Below are 16730 nucleotides of genomic sequence, written 5' to 3'. Positions count from 1 at the left end.
GCGCGTCTCGTCGTCGGGACGGCCCGCCACGCGCTGGCGGCGGCCGTCCGGCGGTGGCTGCTGGGGAGGCGGCGGCACGGCTCGCCGCGGCCGCTCACCGCGTTCGGGCGGGGGCTGCTGCGGGGGCGGCTGACGACGCTCCGGACGGCGCGCCGGTCCGTCGGTGCGGCGGGGCGGTGGCGGAGTACCTTCGCGCCGGGGACGGCCTGCACGCTCGGGCGGTACACCCGGCTCTCTTTCCAACGCGTGCCCAATCCTCGGTGCTCGGCTACGTGATGCCCGGCGGCATCGTTCGACCCAGGGTAATCGGGAACGGCCGGAAACACTTAAACCTGTGCGTCCTCGGTCACACGTGGGGCGGTTTCGTTCGTCCGATCGGCCCGCGAGTCCTTGATCCTCCGGTAGATCCGCCGGGACGACAGGAGCAGCAGCGCACCCGCCGCGGTGATGGTGATGATGATGGTGATCGCGCCGTACTCGGTGGAGGTCAGCTCGAACCGCGCGTCGGAACCGAGCGGGGTGCCGTCGGGCGTGGTCAGCGCCACGTCGACGCTGAACCGGCCCGCTCGCAGCGCCTCGACCGGCAGCAGCTGGTTGATGGCGCCGTTCGCCGGGACGGTGCGCTCCGGGACCGCTTCGGTGGGGCGCAGGCCCACGTTGTTCTTGAGCACGGTGCGGACGTTGATGCCGACCGGAAGGCCGTTGGTGATGTAGGCGGGAAGGGGCGACGCGCCGGATGCCAGCGCGATCGTCTGCTTCGGCCGCTCCACGGTGACCTGGCTGCGGATCGCCTCGAGGTCGCCGCGGGCGTTGCCGGTGACGATCGCGGCGTCCGCGCCGCGCCACGAGGTGGACGCCGCCCGGATGAGGGCGAACCGGACCGGGGCGATCACGTCGGCCGGCTTCACCCGTTTGGTGGCATCCATTGTCATCGCCGACGACAGGCCCAGCGTCTCGTTGTCGATCTGGGACATCTTCGCGGTGACCTCACCGCTGGTCGCGGCCGTCAGATCCTGCGGGTCGTAGTTGACCGACGCCGTGCCGGACGGGCTGTCCCCGAGCAGATCGGGCAACGGCGCCGGCTTGATCAGGCCGGCGGTGTAGAAGTCGCCCATCCGCTCCAGGAACGTGGTGAGTTCCGTGCCGGTCGCGGCCCAGTGCCGCGGCGGGGCGATCAGCAGCCGCGAACGCGACGGCCCCTCGGGCTGCCCGCCAAGCCCCGCCCGGAAGGCGATGGCGCCGAGCCCGTTCTGGGTGGATCCCGAGCCGTTCAGCGCGGACGAGATCAGCGCGTCGATCGGCTGCGCGCGCAGATCCGTTCCCTCGATCGACACCCCGCCCGAAAGCGGCGAGCCGGACTGGAGCTTGCCCGAATCGGTCAGCAAGGTCTTGACGCCTGCTTTGCCGATCGCTTCGACGGTCTGCGAGTCGAGGGCGCCGCCGGGCCAGAGCACGCCGTCCTGCGGCTGGATGCCGAGCAGGTTCTTGATCGTCCCCGCGCCGCCCAGCGCGCTCGCCAGTAGCGCGGTGTCGGTGGCGTCGCCCGCGCGGACCTTCGTCAGCGCGGTGAGGTCGGCGTCGGCGAACGGGAGGGTGACCACGCACCGGCCCGCGACCAGCGCCTTCAGCTTGCCGAGCCAGTTCTTCGCGGTCTCGACGCCCTTGCCGGGAGCGCCGCCAGCGACCTGGTAGCCGCGGGTCATCCCGTCGACGGTCGCGACCAGGTCGGGGTCGATGGCCAGGCACAACGACGACGAGACCTTCGTGTCGGCCTCGGCCGCCCGCGCCGCCTCGACCAGCGAGTCCAGCCGCCCGCCGGCGGCCAGTTCGACGGCCAGCCGTTCGTCCGCCAGGGTCAGCGGGCCGCCGAGCGGGGACGAGACGACGTGCACGGTGCTGTTCGCGATCGGCCACAGCAGGCTCGTGGACGGCGCCGAAGGCGGACGGGTCGCGGGAGGCTTGCCGGGGACGCCGAGCACCGGCATCAGCAGGGTGACCGCCGCGAGCCGTTCGGGACCGCCGAAATCCGGGGTGCCGTTGACGTTGACCAGCAGCGGGTACACCCCGGGCCTCGGGAACTGCAGCTTCGACGACTGGCCGAGCGGCACGGACAGGTTCAGCGCGGCGCTCTGCCCGGGCTCCAGCTGGTCCGGTTCGAGGTCGACGAACTCGGTCGCCGCGAGATCCTTGAACTTGTCACCGGCGAGGACGTCGCCGATCTGCTGCTCGCTCTGCAGCCTGGTGCCCAGTTGCAGCCGGACGCCCAGTTTGCTGATCCGCCGGTCGCCGATGTTGGTGACGCGGCCGGTGACCGTGAGCGAGGCCGAGGTCGTGGTGATCACGCGGGGGTTCAGCTGATCGAGGTCCACGCGCAGCCGGGGCTGGTCCTGGGCCTGCGCGACCGCGACGGGCAACGCGGTGAAGGCCAGGAACAGGATCGACAGGACAGTGGCGGCAAGCCGCTTCACTCAGGTGCTCCCTCGGCGGTGTGCTGTTGCTGCGCGAAGAGTTCTTTGGCCTTCCGGACCAGCTTGCGCTCGTCGGAGTAGGCGAGTCTGGTCTCCAGGTCGGCGAGCGGTACCCAGGCGACCTCGGTCACCTCGACATCCTCGTCCGAAAGTTCGCCGCCGGTGGATTCCAGGATGAAATGGTGCACCGTCTTGTGCACGCGCCGTCGCTCGGCCACGAACCAGTAGTCGATGGTGCCGAGGGGCTGCAGGACGCGCGCGGAGATGCCGGTCTCCTCCTTCACCTCGCGCACCGCCGTCTGCTCCACCGTCTCACCGTCCTCGATGTGGCCCTTGGGCAGCGACCACAGCAGTCTGCCGTGCCGGTCGAGCCGCCCGATCAGCGCGGCGTTCGCCCGTTCGGCGTCGACGACGAGTCCACCGGCCGAGGTTTCGTCGACCGTGGTCAGCCGCCGCCCCCGCCTGCGCCTCCGCCGGCGGCCCGGCTTCGAAGCGCCGGAGCGGCCGGCTGATCCAGACATGCTGCGATGCTAGAGCAAACGGCGGTACGGGTACGCTGGCTCACCGTGCCCGTGTTGGGCCCGGCCGTAGTAGTACATCCAAATCGTGGTGGGATTGTCGTGAACAAGGTGGTCGCCGGGCAGGCGATTGCGGGGAAGAGCACTGCGATGCAGAACGCTGTGACAGAGCTGATGCGCATCTCCCCGCTCGCGGACGAGCTCGCGAAGCTCTTCGCGAAGGCGGGGCACAGCCTGTACCTGGTCGGCGGCAGCGTCCGCGACATGATGCTGCGCAGGCTGTCGAGCGATCTCGACTTCACCACCGACGCCCGGCCGGACCAGGTGCTGAAGATCGTCAGCGCCTGGGGCGACGCGGTATGGGACGTCGGCATCGCGTTCGGCACCGTCGGCGTGACCAAACAGGGCATGACCCTGGAGATCACCACGTTCCGCGCCGACAGCTACGACCGCGTCGGCCGCAACCCCGAGGTCACCTTCGGCGACAGCATCGAGGGCGACCTGCTCCGCCGCGACTTCACGGTCAACGCGATGGCGATCGACCTGACGAACAAGACCTTCGTCGATCCGCACGGCGGCCTCCAGGCACTGCAGGACAAGGTGCTCGACACACCCGCCACCCCGCAGGAGTCGTTCGCCGACGATCCGCTGCGCATGCTGCGGGCCGCGCGGTTCTCCGCGCAGCTCGGGTTCACCGCCGCGCCGCGCGTGGTCGACGCGATGTCGTCGATGGCCGAGGAGATCGACCGGATCACCGCCGAGCGCGTCCAGGCCGAGCTGTCGAAGCTGCTGCTCGCGGACGATCCCCGGCCCGGGATCGAGCTGCTGGTGGACACCCGCCTCGCCGATCGCGTGCTCCCCGAGGTACCCGGGATGCGGCTGGCGATCGACGAGCACCACCAGCACAAGGACGTCTACCAGCACTCGCTGACCGTGCTCGCGCAGGCGATCGATCTGGAGAAGTCGCACGAGCCGACGTCCGAGCCGGATCTGATCCTGCGGCTCGCGGCGCTCCTGCACGACATCGGCAAGCCCGCGACGCGCGAGTTCCAGCCCGGTGGCGGCGTGAGCTTCCACCACCACGAGGTCGTCGGCGCGAAGATGGCCCGCAAGCGTTTGCGCGCGCTGAAGTTCTCGAAGGAGATCGTCCAGGACGTCAGCCAGCTCGTGTTCCTGCACCTGCGGTTCCACGGCTACGGCAAGGGCGAATGGACGGATTCGGCGGTGCGGCGCTACGTCACCGACGCCGGCGACCTGCTGCCCCGGCTGCACAAGCTGGTGCGCGCCGACTGCACCACGCGCAACCGCAAGAAGGCGGCCGCGCTGCAGGCGACCTACGACGACCTCGAGCGGCGGATCGCGGCGATCCAGGCGCAGGAGGACCTCGACCGGGTCCGGCCGGACCTCAACGGCGAAGAGATCATGCGCATCCTCGACCTCAAGCCGGGGCCGGACGTCGGCAAGGCGTGGAAGCACCTGAAGGAACTGCGGCTCGACCGCGGCCCGCTGGAGCACGACGAAGCGGTGGCCGAATTGAAGAAGTGGGCCGCCGAGAACGGCATAGGCTGAGATAAACCCCGTTGGTCTCTGGATCCACGCGGCGTAACCGGAGATACTCCTGCCGGTGCTCCGGGCAGGGGGAAAATCCATGGCGAAGCGGCCGCCCAGTTTCCTGGTGACTTTGCTGCGCCGTGGCGCGCCCGCGCTGGCGACGGCGACGAGCGAGCTGTCGGACGAGGTCGGCGACCCGACACCGATGCGCGCGCTGCGGCGGATCCAGCAGATGTCCGGCCCCATCGACACGGCCCATCGCGACAACCTGCTGCTCAGGGCCGCCCGCTACGTCGCCCTCGTCCCGCTGGTGTACCGGCTCTTCGCGGTGCCCGGCGCGTTCGGCGTCTACGTCTCCACCCACGGCATGATCGGGATCGGCCCGGTCGGGCTGGTCACGCTCGGTTCGGTCGGGCTGTCGCTGTACGGGATCCGGTGGATGCTGCGTTCGGCGCCGTTCCGCCCGCAGCACGCCGCCCGGCTGCTGGCGATCGACCTCGTGTTCACCCTGCTCGCGCCGCTGGCCGTCGGCGCGCTGGTGCCGGCTTCGGTGTTCACCGAGGCGATGGCGGTGCCCGGCAAGCACCTGCTCGGCGAGGTCGCGCTGCTGGCGCTGGCGCTGGGCATGCCCGCCGCCGCGGCGCTCGCCGTCGTCAGCTTCCCGGTGCGGATGCTGGCGTCCCTGATCGGCACCGGTCATGCCGCGCCCGGCGACGCGATGGCCACCTTCCCGGCGATCCTCGGTGTCCTCTTCACCGCGACCGGCGCCCTTGTCCTGATCGGGCTCGGCACCCGGCTCGCCCTCGCGTACGGCATCCGCAACGGCCGGATCGCCGAACGCGCCCGCCAGCACCGGATGCTGCACGATTCCGTGTTGCAGACCCTCGAAGCGATCGCGCTGGCCAACAGGGGCGATCCGGCCGCGCGCCTCGCCGAGGTGCAGCGGCTGGCGCGGGCGCAGTCGATGGAGCTGCGGCGGACGATCGAGAACGAGGCGTCGGAACGGTCTGAGGCCGGTTCGCGGCCGCTGGGCGAGAAGCTCGCTTCGCTGGCGGCGGAGATGGCGCGGGACGGGTTGCGCGCCCAGCTCGTGATCGCCGAACTCGACGACGACACGCTTTCCGAGGTCCGGCAGATCGCCATCCGCGACGCCGTCCGCGAGTCGCTGCGCAACACCCTCAAACACGCCGGGACGGACAAGGTCGTCGTGCGGGTCGAGGAGCAGGAAGGCGGCGTCGCGGTGATCACGCGCGACCACGGCGCCGGATTCAGCCTCGACACCCGGCCCGCCGGTTTCGGGATCAGCGAGTCCATCACCGCCCGTCTGAACGAGGTCGGCGGGACAGCGAGGGTCGAGTCGGCTCCGGGCAATGGCACCAGAGTCACCCTTTGGGTGCCTTTCTGACGGTAAACAGGGGAACATGAAGAAAACGGACGTCCTGGCCGAAGCGCTCACCGCGTACCGCGACGGTGACCGGGCACAGGCAGCGGACCTCGCCGAGCGGGCCGGATCCACGCTCGGCATCGAACTGCACCGGTACCTGACCGAGGGCGGCGGTGGCGCGGTCTACGACCGGCCCGCCGCGTTCACCGCGTTCATCCGCGGCGGTGGCAACGTCAAGCTCTACCGGCAGCTCAGCGCCATGCTCGCCCGGCGCTACGGCAGCGTCGGCTCCCTGCTCGACCTCGGCTGCGGAGACGGTCTCGCCGTCGTCCCGGCCCTCGAACAGGCGGACCGGCAGCCCGGCCGGATCGACCTGGTCGAGCCGTCGAGCGCGCTGCTCGCGGAAACGCGCAAGCACCTCGACGGCACCCACGGTCTGCACACCTGGGAGGCCACCGCGCAGGAGTTCCTCGGCCGCGACGACGACCGGCAGTGGCAGCTGACGCAGTCGACCTTCGCGCTCCAGTCGATCCCGACCGGGGAACGCACCGAGGTCCTGCGGGCGCTCCGGCCCCGCACCTCGTGTCTGGTGCTGGCCGAATTCGACGTGCCCGAGTACGACGAAGGCTCCGCCGAGTACCTGCTTTCCCTGGTCACGCGCTACGAACGCGGGATCGCGGAGTACGGCAAGGAGGCGTCGCTGGTGGCGCAGGGGTTCCTGCTGCCGGTCCTGCTCGGCCTGGTCGACCCCGGGGCGGGCCGGACGAACTGGGAGCAGCCCGCCACCGATTGGGCTTCGCAGCTGAAGGAAGCGGGTTTCACCGGCATCCGGATCGAGCCGCTCGCGGACTACTGGTGGTCGCCCGCGGTGCTGATCACCGCGTCCTGAGTTTGGCTACGTTGGGGGCATGGGGATCCTGCTTTCCGCGCTCGAACTCGCCATCGTCGAGGACGGCCGCGCGGCCACCGAAGTACTCGCTTCGACAGCCACCGTCACCACGAAACTGGAGGAACTGGGGTATCACCGCGTCTGGATCGCGGAGCACCACGGCTCGCCGGCCATCGCCACGGCTTCGCCGCCGGTGCTGGCCGCGCATCTCGCGGCGGTGACGTCGTCGATCCGGATCGGCTCCGGCGGGGTGATGGCACCGAACCATGCCCCGCTGGCGGTCGCCGAGCAGTTCGCGACGCTTTCGGCGCTGCACCCCGGCCGGATCGACCTCGGCGTCGGGCGTGGTCCCGGCACCTTCGACGAGAAGATCGTCCGCGCGTTGCGGCGGGGTGCCGATCCGGCGACGGACGAGGACTACCGCGCCGACGTCGCCGAGCTGCTGCGTCATCTGGCCGGGGAGACCGGGATCCGGGTGCTTCCCGGCGAGGTCCCGACGCCGGAGCCGTGGCTGTTGTGCTCCAGCGCGGCCGGCGCCGGTCTCGCCGCGGAACTCGGCCTGCCGATCGCGGTCGCGCACCACATCCGTCCGCAGAACACGGCCGAGGTGCTGCGGGCGTATCGGGAGAACTTCAAGCCGTCCCAGTGGCGTGAAGAGCCGTACGTGATCCTCTGCGTCGAGACCATCTGCGCGGACACGGACGCCGAAGCGGCCTACGTCGCCGGGCCGTGCGCGGTGATCAAGTCGTATCTGCTGAACGGCGAGGGCGGCGACCTCGCCTTCCCGACCAGGGAGCAGGCCGCCGCACACGAGTTCACGCCGGAGTCGAAGGAGCTGATCGCTCAGTTCACCGCCGCGCAGGCGCACGGCGGACCGGAGAAGGTGGTGCGGTCGCTGAAGGAACTCGCCGCGGCCACCGGTGCCGACGAGCTGATGCTGACGGCACCGGTGTACGACGCGGCCGCGCGGGCCCGCTCCTACGAGCTGGTCGCGAAGGCCTTCTGACGTCCTGCATTTAGTCCTCTGAATGCGGTGGTTGCGTGTGCAAGGACCGCATCCAGAGGACTAAATGCGGGTGGTCAGACGCGGGAAAGCGCGCCGGATTCGAGATGCTGGGCGATCGGCCGCGGCAGCACGTAGGCCACGGCCCCGCCCGGTGTCCCGTTCCACGGCGCGGTGATGCCGGTGACCACGCGCAGCGGCCGCAGGACGCGGTACAGACGGCGCTCCCGTTCGCGGTCCGCGGCCAGCGACGTCTCGATGAACCGCGCCGATTCGGCGTGCACGAGGTTGCCGGTCTCGTTCCCGAACCGCTGCACCGTGCTGCCCGCCGGGAGGACGACGATCCGCTTGCGCCGGAAGAAGTTCAGCGGCGGCTCGCCCCGCAGCGGCAGGATCGGCCAGTCGGCCGGGTTGTCGGCCTCCTCGTTCGCGCCCGCCGCGGCCCGTGCCGGATACAGCAGCAGGGTGCCGAGGAAGAACCGCGCCGCTTCTTCGAGTTTGGCGAACGCCACCGGCTCGTCGGTCGGCGGACGCGACACCTCCCAGCCGCTTTCGGTGCGGCGCAAGGTCCAGAGCCCCGGCTCGGGTACCGCGTTCGCGCCGATCCGGTAGGCCGTCGGCGCCACCCCGTGCTCGGCAAGCCGCTGGTAGAGGACGTCCAGCACCTCGACGGCCCGGATGTCGCGGGACGGCTCGCCGTCGCGTTCGACCCGGGTGCGGGCGCTTTCGTCCGGCAGATCCGCGGCGGTCTGCGGCGGCCGCGGTTTGCCGACGATGTCCGCCTCGGCGGTCGCCCGCACCAGCTCCCCGACCAGCGGCGGCCGGAAACCGGCGGCCCGGATGTGCTCGACCAGCTCGGGCTCCGGCGGCACCCCGTACTTCCGCAGGTAGTGCGGGACGGCCGCGGGCCAGATCCAGACGCCGTCGGTGTGGAAGGCGTTCGGCACGTCCGGCGGGCCGTTCGGGGTGAAGATGTCGGGCTGCGGACCCGGCCGGGTCAGCGCCACCGGCGAGCGGAAGAGGTAGTCCAGGACGCCGCGCATCATGTCCGGCGGCACCGGCGGCCGGTTGACGACCGGCCGTTCGCCCTCGTTGTGCGCGTCGACGACCTGCGCGTGCCGGAACACGACGTCGAGCGGCAGGCCCGCCTTGGCCGAAAGCCAGGCCGGGACGTGCTTCTTGTCGCGCGGGAAGATCGCGAGCTCGGTCGCGTACGCGCGCGGAGACGGCTTCCCGCCTTCGTTCGGGGCGAGCCGCCACGTCGGCTCCTGGTCGGCGTCGAAGTCGAAGTCGAAGTGCGATTCCGAGTCGAGCGTGAACGTGCCCTGGAACCAGGTGCCGGTCTCGGGCTGGTGCATCGCCGCGCGCAGCCGCGCGAACAGCGAGCCGAGCTCCGGCGGGGCCGCGATCGACACCGACACCGGGCCGTTGCCCTCGTCGCCGACCGAGCGGACCTCGAGTTCGGCGTAGTCGCCGACCTGCCGGAACTGGGCGCCGACCCGCTGCCAGCCGGCGGGCAGCACCCGCAGCAGCGTCCGGCCGATGGCGCGCAGCAGCGCGGCCTGATCGCCCGTACCCGCCTGAAGTCGGGATTCCGGCGTCTCGACGAAGTCGTGCCTGGTCTGCCACAAGGCCGTCAGCCGCGTCGGCGCGACCGTCGTCGAGAAGTCCGTCAGCCCCAGTTCGGCCGCGCGGGCCGCGTCCTCGCCCGCCCAGCGCAACGTCAGGTCGCCGCCGCCGGTGCTCGGCGCGATCTGGAAGTGCTCGTCGTCGAACCGGCCGTACGACTGCAGGCTGAAGGTCGCGCCCGCCTCGCCGTTCAGCACGACCCTGGCCGGACGGCCGTTCCAGTCGCGGTCGAAACCCTCTGGCGCCGCTTCCCCCGGCGGCGCGATGAGCAGCAGCGTGCCGTCTTCGGTCGACCGCTGGGCCGCGAAGACGGTGTCCCCCCAGACGGCGTACAGGCCATCCGGCCGCTCCGCCGCTTGAACCCGGTAACGCACTATGTGTCCCCTCCCCATGTTCCCCAAACCGGAGGTAAATCTAGTGGGCCGGATAGCGGGCGTACCACCGGTCGTCACCCGGTGCGCTCCCGCCGAACTCCGCGAGCGCGTCGTCCGCCAGCCCGCCGATGACTTCGGCCAGTTCCAGCTTTTCGAGCCAGTCCGTCCGCAGGGCCTGCTCGCCGTACATCGCGCCGACGAGGTTTCCGCAGATCGAGCCCGTCGAGTCGCTGTCGCCGCTGTGGTTCACCGACGCGAGCAGCGCGGTGTTCGCGTCCGTGGTGGTCAGTGCGACGTAGACCGACATCGAAAGCGCGGTCTCGCCGATGTTCCCCTGGCCGAGTGTTTCGAGCTTCTCCGGCGTCGGAGCCCCTTCGCGGGCCAGGGCCAGTGCCTGGTCCAGCGCGACGCTCTGCTCTTCGTGCCCCTGGTACTTCTCCAGCTCGGCACGGGCGGTCGCGACGGCGTCGAGCAGCGGTTTCCCGAGCAGCAGTTCCCGCACGATCACCGCGAAGGCGCCCGACGAGAGATACCCGCTCGGGTGACCGTGCGTCAGCGCCGCGCTCTCGGCGCCGAGCCGGAACACCTCGGCGAGGTCGTCCGACCACAGCGCGACCGGTGCCGCGCGCATGATCCCGCCGCAGCCCTTCGAGTTGTTCACCGGCTTGTCCATACCGGCGCGCACGCCCGTCTTGCCGTACGCCTCCAGCTCGCTGAAACAGGTGAGCCCGGGCGCGCGACGGCTGAACAGCTCGCGGTTCGTGATCAGCCAGCCGTCCGGTTCGGGGCTGGTGTCCTGCGGGCCGCGGGCCCGTTCCCACGAGACGCCCTGGGTGTGCAGCCAGCGCTGGTAGGCCAGCTGGAGCGACTGCTCGACGGGCGGGGTGGTAGCGAAGGTCCCTTGCTCCCGGCGGGCGGCGGCATGGGCTCTGATCAGGCCTTCGAGGGTGAACAGCGTCATCTGCGTGTCGTCGGTGATCCGCCCGACGCCGCCGTACGCGGGGATGAGGTCGGTGATCCCGGCGGGGCCGGCGATCTCGCGGATGCGGTCGATCGAGTCGAACTCGGTCTTCGCGCCGAGCGCGTCGCCGATCGCCCCGGCGAACAGGCTGCCACGGAACCGCGACCTGGTCGCCGGATGTTGAAGCCACTCGCGCATTGCTCTACTGATCTCCTCGTGGATACCGTTTCGCGTCCCAGCGCCGCCGCTCTTCGGGCTCGCGGGGCAGGCCGAAGCGGTTGAAGTAGTAATAGGCGTCGCCCGCCAGATTGTCGATGACGCCGAGGCCGGAGTACGCGGCGAGCCAGGCCTCCGGCAGCCCGGGCACGGTGAGCCTCGCGCCCACCATCGCGCCGGTCAGCGCGGCCGTCACCGAGCCGCCGCGCGCGGCCAGCGCCAGTGCCGCCTCGGCGTCGTATCCGCGTTTGGCGGCGGCGAACAGGGCCCGGCCGAGCACCGAAAGCGGCGTCCTGCCGTCGCCGATGCTGTCGAACTGCTCGACGTCATCGCCGCCGACGTCGTTCCGGAGGTCGAGCACGGTCTTGACCAGCTCGCCGACCTCGCCGCTGTACTCGTCGAAGCCTTCGAGGAAGTTCGCGACCGCCGGTTCGCCGTTCTGGGCCGCGAGCTGGGCGCGGAACACGTTCACCAGCAGTTCGGCGCCGTGGACGACCTCGTGGCCGGCGGCGGAACCGACCAGCTCGCGGACCACCTTCATCGCGTAGAAGGTGCTGTCGGCGGGCCCCTGGACGCCACCGGTCACCGTCGCGGCGAGCGCGGTCGCCAGCATGGCCGAGAATTCGGCGGGTGCCGGTCCGGCGCCCGCGGTGGCCTTGGCGACCCAGCCGTCCGGCCGTCCGCCCGCGGGCAGCGAGGCCGGGATCTCGGGTTTGTCCGGAGTCGGGTCCAGGCCGCGGATCACCGATTCGGTGTGGAACAGCAGCTGCCGGGTCAGCCCACCGAGCGGCAGGCCGTCGGCGGGATCGGCGCCCGAGCCGAGCGCGTCTCCGAGCGCGAAGCCGACGTACGCGCCGAGAAGCCGCGGGTACGCGAAGCTGCCGACGGGAAGCGTCGGGTCGTAGAACTTCCCGAACGTCCAGGCGGCCGGACGCGGTTCGCCGTTGTCGTAGTAGTGCGTGACCAGCCCGTTGGCGAACAGGTCTTCGGGCAGTTCGGGCAGCGGACGGCCGTCGTACTTCGCCCGGGAGCGCTCGAACGACAGCGTCGAGGCCTGCGTGAAGCGAGTGAGCTCTTCGCTGCTCAGGGGGTAGCCGTTGTCCCGCGCCTGGTCGACGAGGCTCCGCAGGTTCGCGACGGCCGCGGTGTCGTACTCCCCGCTGAAGTAGGCCGGGCGCCCGACGGACTCGGGGCGCTCGGTACCCGCCGGGAGTTCGAGGTCGGCGACCTGCCGCAGCGTTTCCGGGTAGACGTTGAACGTCTCCGGGCGGCCGGGGTTGACCAACAGGCCGAGCCCGGGGGTGTCCCTGCCCCGGCGCAGGAGCACGCGGGGCTGGACCCGCTGCCACACCGTGTACTCCGACGGGACCTGGGCCTCGGAGGTGTAGACGACGAAGCGCACGCCCGCGTCACCGAAGTCGCGGACCTGCAGGTGACCGTCCTTCGCCGGGGCCAGCACTTCGAGGTCGAGCATCCAGTGGACGAACTCCTCCGGCGTGATCCACTCGACGCGGAGATAGCCGAGAAGCGTCTCGACGGGGCTTTCCGGTGCCGGGCGCCCGGCGAAACGCGGCCCCGGCCGGTGGTCCGGGTTCGCGCGGATCGCGCCGGTCGGCTCGCCGAAGAGCGTGTGCTGCTCCCAGCGCAGGATCGCCGCCTTCGGCACGGGCAGACCGGGGACCGCCGCCGGGTCGAACTCGGGATCGACGACTTCCGTCCACCGGGTGAACGCGTCCGTGTCGTCGCCCGCCGCCGAAACGGCCATCAGCTCCAGGTCGAGGCGGATCTCGCCGCCGTCGTCCGGGACGAAGGCGACCGGGCTGGGGAACAGGCCGGTGCCGGGGTCGGTGCCGTCGAGCCAGCCGACGGTGTTGTAGGTGACGTTCCAGCCGTCGGTCGCGCGCACGACGTAGTCGCGGCGGACCCGCAACGCGCCGGTCCCCTCCCCACCCTGGTCCGTCAGCCATTCCTCGACGCGGCTGACGGCTTCCTCTTCGTTCATCATCCCCATTTCGTTCACCAGCGGGGATACCGCTGGGACCAGCCGTCGACCTCGTGCAGCGCCGAGTGGCGGTCGAAGTGCCAGAACGCGTCCGTGGCGATGTTCTCCAGCAGGTACCGCAGTTCCAGCTGCTCGACCCACTTCTGCGGCAGCCCCGGGATACCGGTGCGGGCGCCGAGCAGCGCGCCCGCGATGGCTCCGGTGATCGCGCTGCGGCCCGAGTGGTTGACCGCCCGCAGCAACGCCTGCTCCGGGTAGTTCTCGAAACCGGACAGCGCCGCGAACGCGCGGCCCAGCACGGAAAGCGTGCCCTTGCCGTCGCCGATCAGCTCCGGGACCCGCAGATCGGGCAGGCCGTGTTTGCCGAAGAACGGCACCGATTCCGCGACCATCGCCTTGAGATCCGCCCAGACCGGTCCCCGCTGGTGCGGATTCTGGTCGTTGAAGATCTCGCGGGAGGTGTTCCAGATCGGGTAGCTGAACGCCTCCGAGGTCAACGCGGGTTCGAACAGCCAGGTCAGGTAGGTCGCCGCCTCGACGTCGACCTCGCCGGGATGCGTGACCGCGACGAGGTCGCGCACCGCCTGCCGGACGCCGCCGCTCATCGCGCTCCCCGGCCCGGCCGCGGTCATCGCCGCCGGCAGCGCCGCGACCAGCGCGTCCGGCCCGCTCATCGGCATCGCCGTCGGCGAGATGGTCGCCAGCGCGTGGTAGGCGTTCAGCTCGGCGTCGTCGGGGGTGCGGCGGACGCGGAGTTCCGGCACCTTCACGAGCCAGCCGTCGGCGTTGTCCAGCGGCGCGCCCTGGGTGTGCAGCCAGCGCATCAGCGAGTTGCGGGCGACCGTGCCGAGCGCCTTTTCGGCGTCGCGATTCTCCGGCTGCTCGCGATGCGGGCTGCGGATCACGGCCTCGGTGTAGAACAGCAGCCGCTGGGTGAGCGGCCCGACGCGACCGGGCAGATCGAAGGCGACCGTCAGATCGGAGACACCCTCGGGGCCGTAGGTGTTGTGGATCTCGTCGAGCCGCATCCGGTCGACGGCCGCGCCGAGGGCCTCGCCGAGCGCGAAGCCCACGTACGCGCCCGTGACGCGCTGCCAGCCGTAACGCGAGCTGGAGCGGTCTCGGTCGAAGTACTTGCCGAAGGTGTCCAGACGCGGCTGGATCTGGCCTTCGTTGTCGTAGCCCGGCGCCAGCCCGTTCGCCCGCAGGTCGTTCGGGCGGGCGCGGGGTGGCTCCGGCTGCTTGAGCCGCGCTAGCCAAGACTGGCCGAGGACGGTCTTCTGGCATTCCTCGGCGCTCAGCTCGAACCCGCGGCGGCGTGCCCGCTCGGCCGCCGCCAGTGGCGGCTTCACCGGCTCGGTCAGGCCCATCTTCGCGGCGGTTTCGGCGGCGAAGGTCTCCAGTTCCGGTTCCGCTTCCGGGCAGCGTTCGTTGACGTCGACCCCCGGGCCCCGGCGAGGGAACCGCTGCGCGGTCTCGGCGAGTTCGGCGCCGCTGACGTCCTCGAACGTCGCCGGGCCGCCGTTGATCACGAGGTTCGGCGGGCTCTCGTACCCGGCGAGGGTGGCGATGTCGACCTTCCAGTACCCGTGTTCGCGGGAGGGGAGGTTCCTGGTGGAGCTGAACACCCGCAGCTCGGCGCGTTCCTCGTTGAAGTAGAACCGCTCCGTCTTGCCCGACGCCAGGTCGAGCGGGACGTAGACCTCGCAGCGCAGCAGCCCGATGAGCAGCTGTTCCCTGGTCAGCCAGCCGACGCTGGCGAACGACAGCAGCGTTTCGAGCTTGTTCTCCGGCTTCGGATAACCACGGCGGATCGGACCGGCCTTGTACTCGGGGTTCTCCCGTTCCTCCCCGGTCTGCACGCCTTCCGCGTTGACCTTGACCCAGCCCGCGACGACGGCAGGCGGGACACCGAGGTCACCGAGACCGGCCTTGGCGTACTCGGGGTCGACGACCTCGCGCCAGGCCTCCTGGCCGGGGAACGCGACCGGGACGCTGAGCCCGCCGGGCTGCGGATGCGCCTGGCGCAGCTCGCCGTCGGGTTCGCGCACGATCACCGACGGCGGCGGGAAGATCTCCTTCTCGGCATGACCCTCGTCGAGGAAGGCGATCGTGTTGTAGGGGACCGACCAGCCCTCGGGGATACGCAGGACCTTCTCGTGGTTCACGCGCAGGCCGGCGCCGCCCGGTTCGGACACGTCCGGACCGTGGACCGCGCGCAGCCACTCTTCGACCTTGGCTACCGCTTCCGCCGATTCCACCTACTCGATCCTCTCCAGGCTGCCGTCGGACACGTGCTCGGCGATGGTCCTCGGGAGCACGTAGGCCACCGCCCCACCAGGCATGTTCGCCCAAGGGACGGTGACACCGATGATCACGTGGAGCGGGCGTCGCAGCCGGTAGGTCCCACCGACACGCTCCCGTTCCAGCGGCAGGGACGTCGTGGCGAACCGTACCCCTCCGTGGTGAACCAGATTGCCGGTTTCCTCGCCGAACCGCAGTACGACCGTACCGGCGACCATCCGGCTGACGCGCTTGTTGCGGAGCAAGGTGAGGGGAGGCTCACCCGGTGCCGCCTGCACCGGCCAGTCGGCGAGTTCCTTCGCCGTCTCCAGTGGCGTCTCGTGTCCGGCGGTCATCCTCGCCGGATGCAGCAGAAGCGCGCCGAGGAGCTGATGCGACGCGTCTTCGAGTTCGTCGAAATACTTCGGCGAGACCGCGGCGCCGCCGGAGTAGGCCGCGACCTCCCAGCCCTTCTCGGTGAAGTTGAGGCACCAGGCGCCGTCCGCGCGGTCGCCGATGCGGTAGGCCTCCGGCCAGACGGCGTGCTCGCCGAGCCTGCTGACCAGCACGACCAGGAGTTCTTCGTCGGTCAGGTCCGGATTCGGCGACGTCTCCAGCTCCGCGGCGATGTCGCCCTCGGTCTTCTTGACGTCGGAGCGGCCCGGTCTCGGTCTCCGCTTCCCGAGCAGATCCGCTTCCGCGGTCCGCCGCACCAGATGTTCGACGTACGGCGGCTGGAACCGCTGGCCGCGGATGTGCGCGACCAGCTCCGGCTCCGGCGGAATCCCGTATTTCCGCAGGTAGTGCGGTACGGACGCGTGCCAGATCCAGGTGCCGTCGGTGTGGTAGCTCTCCGGGACGTCTCCGTCGGCCTCCGGATCGAAGATGTCCTTGCCGAGCCCGCTGCCGGACAGGATCGCCGGTTCACGTTCGAGGTACTGCGCGATCAGCGGCGCTTCGGACTCGTCGAGCTCCGGCCGGTCCACCACCGGCGGCTCGCCCTCGGTGTACGCGTCGACGATCCGGGCGTGCCGGAACTCGACGCGCAACGGCAGCTGCGCGCGCAACCGCCACCAGTCCGGGACGTGCTCGTCCTCTCGCGGGAACGCGGCCAGCTCGTCCGGATACGCCGAGGTCGGCGGCGCCTCGGTCCACGACGGCTCGTCGTCGAGGGTGAAGTCGAAGTCGAAGGTGCCGTCGGGCTTCAGCGTGAACCGCGACTGGAGCCAGGTCCCCCGGCCGGTCGTGTACATCCCGGTGCGGAGCCTGCCGAAGAGCTCGTTCAGCTCGGGCGCGGGCGCGAGGTTGTGGCCCTCGAGTTCGGTGTGCTCCCCGGCCTGCCGGAAATCGGCGACCGCGGCGTGGGCGGGGTCGGTGATACCCGCCAGGATGAGCCTGCCGATCTGGACCAGTAGCCCGCGCTGTTGTTCCGGAGTGAGTTGTTCCACGTGA

At 70.8% G+C, this 16730-nt stretch carries 11 protein-coding genes; 4 read left to right on the top strand and 7 right to left on the bottom strand.

The window, feature by feature from the left end; genetic code table 11:
- Positions 1-326 precede the first annotated feature (326 nt).
- Positions 327-2468, bottom strand: a complete 2142-nt coding sequence (locus ACFWIW_RS01485) for a DUF6049 family protein (RefSeq protein ID WP_378366599.1) — start codon at positions 2466-2468, stop codon at positions 327-329.
- The gene (locus ACFWIW_RS01480) at positions 2465-2989 is read right to left on the bottom strand and encodes an NUDIX hydrolase (RefSeq protein ID WP_378366598.1); all 525 of its coding nucleotides are present in this window, start codon (positions 2987-2989) and stop codon (positions 2465-2467) included. Before ACFWIW_RS01480 ends, ACFWIW_RS01485 begins: the two co-directional genes overlap by 4 nt.
- A gap of 147 nt (positions 2990-3136) precedes the next feature.
- Between ACFWIW_RS01480 and ACFWIW_RS01475 the strand changes: the two genes are divergently transcribed.
- The 4 genes from ACFWIW_RS01475 to ACFWIW_RS01460 all read left to right on the top strand — a co-directional run bounded on the left by ACFWIW_RS01475 (position 3137) and on the right by ACFWIW_RS01460 (position 7816).
- Entirely contained in the window at positions 3137-4555 is a 1419-nt protein-coding gene (locus tag ACFWIW_RS01475) for a CCA tRNA nucleotidyltransferase (RefSeq protein WP_378366597.1), read from the top strand.
- A gap of 79 nt (positions 4556-4634) precedes the next feature.
- Entirely contained in the window at positions 4635-5942 is a 1308-nt protein-coding gene (locus tag ACFWIW_RS01470; RefSeq protein ID WP_378366596.1) for a sensor histidine kinase, read from the top strand.
- A 16-nt stretch (positions 5943-5958) separates the two neighbouring features.
- Positions 5959-6810 carry a class I SAM-dependent methyltransferase gene (locus tag ACFWIW_RS01465; RefSeq protein WP_378366595.1) on the top strand — a complete coding sequence of 284 codons (852 nt, stop codon included), beginning with the start codon at positions 5959-5961 and terminating at the stop codon, positions 6808-6810.
- Positions 6811-6829: 19 nt separating this feature from the next.
- Positions 6830-7816, top strand: coding sequence for an LLM class flavin-dependent oxidoreductase (locus ACFWIW_RS01460; protein WP_378366594.1), 987 nt, complete (start codon positions 6830-6832; stop codon positions 7814-7816).
- A gap of 74 nt (positions 7817-7890) precedes the next feature.
- Here the strand turns inward: ACFWIW_RS01460 and ACFWIW_RS01455 are convergent, their stop codons facing one another.
- From ACFWIW_RS01455 to ACFWIW_RS01435, 5 genes are read right to left on the bottom strand one after another with little or no spacing between them, the layout of a single operon-like run.
- A complete protein-coding gene (locus ACFWIW_RS01455) occupies positions 7891-9816 on the bottom strand; it encodes a TNT domain-containing protein (RefSeq protein ID WP_378366593.1) in 1926 nt (641 codons plus the stop codon).
- Positions 9817-9856: 40 nt separating this feature from the next.
- Complete coding sequence (locus ACFWIW_RS01450; RefSeq protein WP_378366592.1) at positions 9857-10975, bottom strand: ADP-ribosylglycohydrolase family protein; 1119 nt, start codon at positions 10973-10975, stop codon at positions 9857-9859.
- Between the two features lie 4 nt (positions 10976-10979).
- Complete coding sequence (locus tag ACFWIW_RS01445) at positions 10980-12998, bottom strand: YrhB domain-containing protein (protein ID WP_378366591.1); 2019 nt, start codon at positions 12996-12998, stop codon at positions 10980-10982.
- Positions 12999-13009: 11 nt separating this feature from the next.
- On the bottom strand, positions 13010-15256 hold the full coding sequence (locus ACFWIW_RS01440) for an ADP-ribosylglycohydrolase family protein (protein WP_378366590.1): 2247 nt from the start codon (positions 15254-15256) through the stop codon (positions 13010-13012).
- A complete protein-coding gene (locus tag ACFWIW_RS01435) occupies positions 15257-16726 on the bottom strand; it encodes a TNT domain-containing protein (protein ID WP_378366589.1) in 1470 nt (489 codons plus the stop codon).
- Positions 16727-16730: the final 4 nt, after the last annotated feature.

The organism is Amycolatopsis sp. NPDC058340 (genome assembly GCF_042723975.1).
GTDB lineage: Bacteria > Actinomycetota > Actinomycetes > Mycobacteriales > Pseudonocardiaceae > Amycolatopsis.
Note: the sequence above shows the minus strand (reverse complement) of the source record. Positions and strands in the feature narration are given on the sequence as shown.

Bases quoted from the DNA above. Each gene is read 5' to 3' on its own strand.
- ACFWIW_RS01480 (WP_378366598.1), bottom strand. From the start codon at position 2,989: ATGTCTGGATCAGCCGGCCGCTCCGGCGCTTCGAAGCCGGGCCGCCGG.
- ACFWIW_RS01475 (WP_378366597.1), top strand. From the start codon at position 3,137: ATGCAGAACGCTGTGACAGAGCTGATGCGCATCTCCCCGCTCGCGGAC.
- ACFWIW_RS01470 (WP_378366596.1), top strand. From the start codon at position 4,635: ATGGCGAAGCGGCCGCCCAGTTTCCTGGTGACTTTGCTGCGCCGTGGC.
- ACFWIW_RS01465 (WP_378366595.1), top strand. From the start codon at position 5,959: ATGAAGAAAACGGACGTCCTGGCCGAAGCGCTCACCGCGTACCGCGAC.
- ACFWIW_RS01460 (WP_378366594.1), top strand. From the start codon at position 6,830: ATGGGGATCCTGCTTTCCGCGCTCGAACTCGCCATCGTCGAGGACGGC.
- ACFWIW_RS01450 (WP_378366592.1), bottom strand. From the start codon at position 10,975: ATGCGCGAGTGGCTTCAACATCCGGCGACCAGGTCGCGGTTCCGTGGC.
- ACFWIW_RS01445 (WP_378366591.1), bottom strand. From the start codon at position 12,998: ATGATGAACGAAGAGGAAGCCGTCAGCCGCGTCGAGGAATGGCTGACG.